This window comes from Candidatus Eisenbacteria bacterium (genome assembly GCA_018831195.1).
In the GTDB taxonomy this organism is placed as follows: Bacteria; Eisenbacteria; RBG-16-71-46; order CAIMUX01; family JAHJDP01; genus JAHJDP01.
Genome location: JAHJDP010000058.1, coordinates 1 through 3215 on the forward strand (window position 1 = coordinate 1; position 3215 = coordinate 3215).

Genomic DNA, 3215 nt, shown 5'->3' on the forward strand with positions numbered 1-3215 from the left:
CCTCGTATGGCCTCTGCTGACTTCTGCTCGATCACGGACCGGATTGCTCCGGCCCGCGCTGCCGGGAATACGGTAGGGTCCGGTGGCGTTTCCCAGTCTTTCGGCTGGGGCCTCAGTCCGGCTCCCGTAGCAGGCGGCCGCCAGTCGAGCAGATCTCCCCGGATAAGGACGTGAACTTTCACTGCACAACCGCGCCATTTACCGTGTCCCCCGAACCACAGGGCTTTGTCATGTCGTGCTGACTCGCCCCAGGGATGTCGGCCTTCTATGGCGTTCGTGTTCCTCGGCTCGCAGCTTTGCCGCCGGCTTCCTTCGGACCATTCCTCGCGGGTTGGCCCTTGCCTTGAGCTGGCCGTTGGCGTCATCATTGATGACGGTGGTCCTCCGGCGGGGGACTTGCACCCCTTGAGTCCACGCCCATGCCGGGCGTACACAACCGGTTGCAGCGGACGGCGCTGCGCGCCGCCGCTGAACCGGAGCGGTTGGGCCGCGCTGATGACCATTAACCTCTGGAGGTGAAGCAATGGCACTGGGCTGGCTCGAGGTCGTCATGGACGAATACAGATCCCTTCGGGAGGAGAGCCTCCGCTCCATGCAACTGCAGCAGGCCGTCTTGCGCTACGGTTTGGCTGCCACAGGCGCACTCATCGCGGTGGCATTCGGCATCTGGGGTGTCGTTCTGCTTGCTTCGGTGGCTCTTCTGCTCTTTGTCCCGGCTGTGTCCTATCTCTCTCTAATCATTTGGATCGGCGAGGTTGCCCGCATGATGCGGGCGGGTTGGTACTTAAAGGCGCTTGAGGAGCGAGTGTGCCAGCAGTTTCCCGACAGACCACCTCCACTGGGATGGGAGAACTACTTGCGGACCGTGTCCGGTCACGCTGGCACTCCTCAGCTCTTCTGGAACTACGCAGCTATCATCGGTCTCTTCTTGTTGCTCTCGATGTTGGCCGCCGCGATGGGAGTTGTGCGCCTTGCCGGCGCTCTGCCGTCGGCTGCGTTGATCGGAATCTCTGTTCTGGAGTTTGTTGTTCTTGTCGTCGTTACACTATATGTCTTATCTACCGGTCGACGATTTCGGTAGTACGACCCAACAATGCGCTGCACCATCTGGTCCGCCCGCTTCGCGGTCGGCCCAATGGTGAGCGCGAGCGTTATGGTGCGACACGAAGTCGCACAGTTGAGTGTACTTATACAATTGTATGGAGTACCCGGTATGTTCCTGCCGGACCCTACGCAGGCGTGCTACCGTTGCGCTGATGACGGGGTGCGAAGCCCTGCGGACAACGTACCGAATTGGGTTCAAATGGTGACAGGAAAACCCTTCCGGGAATCCTACCCGGTTAAGGGCTAGGGTCGGATGATAAGGTGAAAGCAAATGAATGTCTGTAAGCGTCGTCAAAGCAAACGGGCCTACGAGGATTATTAGGTCTAAGGCCGCTTCCCAGCGTTTGCGGCATGGGGTCAGGTTGCAGGTCTACTAACTGCCTGCACGGAACTGTTGAACCCTCGGCGTAGAAGGATGCACCTAAGTCATCCATAGGATCAACTGTGTGGAACGTGGAAACCCAGTTCCGTCGCCTCTTCGGAGGCAGGCTAACCGCAAGGCATGCTGTTGGCGGGCTGGAGTAAGATGCTGAAAGAAGCGAATGCCTGACTGTAATGGTCAGGATACCGGGTGAGTGACATTCCCGGCTCCGTAAGGAGGCAGACGTTCAGTGGGTCTCTGATCACGTGGAAGGTGATTGAATCAGATGAAAGCAGGGAAAGCAAATGATGTCCACCTTTGGGTGAGATAGTGCACTCTGCATGCCTATGGCTATTTTGACGATCATCCGGTAACGTGAAGTGAATTTAAACTTGCGGGAATCCCAACAAGGGAAACCTTACAGAGGCTTGAGCGGTGTGACGGGAAACTGTCACGCACCGTTCTTAGGGGGCCTGGGGATGGCGACATCCCCGGGCTACCCGATCGGAGCGATTGAGTGTTATCTGAATTACAATGAGCCGAACAAGTTTCCAACGCACAGAATCTAATGTGGAATCCTAGAAAACAGTCCTAGCACTTGGAGGTGTGTGCATGAGTTCTTCTGCCCTCGGATCGTTAATAATCGCGGCTGCAATACTTGTTGTTAGTTTTATTTTTATGCAAATCTGGATTCGGGAAAAACACAGAGACAGAGTACGAAGAGAAAAGGAGACAGAGGATGAAAGCCTTCGGCGTTATGAGGAGCGGATTGCAGCGGAAGAAGAGTCCTTAAGGCAAAATGCCGGCGCCGGGACCGGAGGTTACATTGTCGTTGATTTGCCCGACGACCAGAAAGCAATTTTTCATGATTTGCTCAAAGGTTTTGAAGAATATGCGCGACTTCGCGGATATCGTGTAACGTTTTCTGCAGATTCCACAATTGAGAACAAGATGGCTTTTAAATTTAATCTTTCTGATTCCGGAACGGTGGTTGGCGCCAATCGCGTTCGAGAAGATTTAAAGGAGTACTTGGAGCGTGTTGTTAAGGGGGGTGATTTTGACGACTTGCCTATTATAACGTCAATAGAAGAACACGATTTAGTAGTAACAATCTTGAAAAACCGAATTACCTTTCTTAAAGCAAATTACGATATTGAAAAAACGCGAAGATGTATTATGAAAGCCTTTTGTATAGAACAAACACGATGCCCATACTGCCACAACAGAATATTTTAGTTAACACAGGCGGCGCTCTTAATGCCCAAAGCTATAGTGCGGCGAACTCCCCACAGGCACTGGTGGGTACCGGAAATGAAGCAGAATATATAACAAGCATCGCACACTCCTTCAACGAGCAGCAGAAGCAAATACAGAATATAGATATATTGACTGAACAGCTCGAAAAGGAATCTCCCAATGATGAGTTGTTGGAGGCTATCAGGTATTTAAAAAATCTTAAAGAGGAAATTCAAGAAGCCAAAACTCCAGACCACGGAAGAATGAAGAAGTGGCTGGAAGGAATCAAACAAACAATTCAAGCAAGTAGCCTTGGAATCGAAACGATCCAGGCTGCCGAAGCTTTATTCAAGCAATTTGGCTTTTAGTGCCCGTCTAACGCCTATGAGGCCACCGGTTGTCAATGGCTAGATGTCTCCCTTTGGCGGCTGTAGAGCAGCCGCCATCCTCTTCCGTTGCTGTGAGGTGATTGCATTCTCCCTGACTTTGTTTCCCGCCGGGTACAGGACGCGCC

3 protein-coding genes are annotated in these 3215 nt (G+C 52.8%); all 3 read left to right on the forward strand.

The window, feature by feature from the left end:
- Window positions 1-523: 523 nt before the first annotated feature.
- The 3 genes from KJ970_10660 (at window position 524) to KJ970_10670 (ending at window position 3069) form a co-directional block, all read left to right on the forward strand.
- The gene (locus KJ970_10660; protein MBU2691375.1) at window positions 524-1081 is read left to right on the forward strand and encodes a hypothetical protein; all 558 of its coding nucleotides are present in this window, start codon (window positions 524-526) and stop codon (window positions 1079-1081) included.
- 996 nt (window positions 1082-2077) lie between these two features.
- On the forward strand, window positions 2078-2701 hold the full coding sequence (locus tag KJ970_10665; protein MBU2691376.1) for a hypothetical protein: 624 nt from the start codon (window positions 2078-2080) through the stop codon (window positions 2699-2701).
- On the forward strand, window positions 2671-3069 hold the full coding sequence (locus tag KJ970_10670; protein MBU2691377.1) for a hypothetical protein: 399 nt from the start codon (window positions 2671-2673) through the stop codon (window positions 3067-3069). Before KJ970_10665 ends, KJ970_10670 begins: the two co-directional genes overlap by 31 nt.
- Window positions 3070-3215 lie beyond the last annotated feature (146 nt).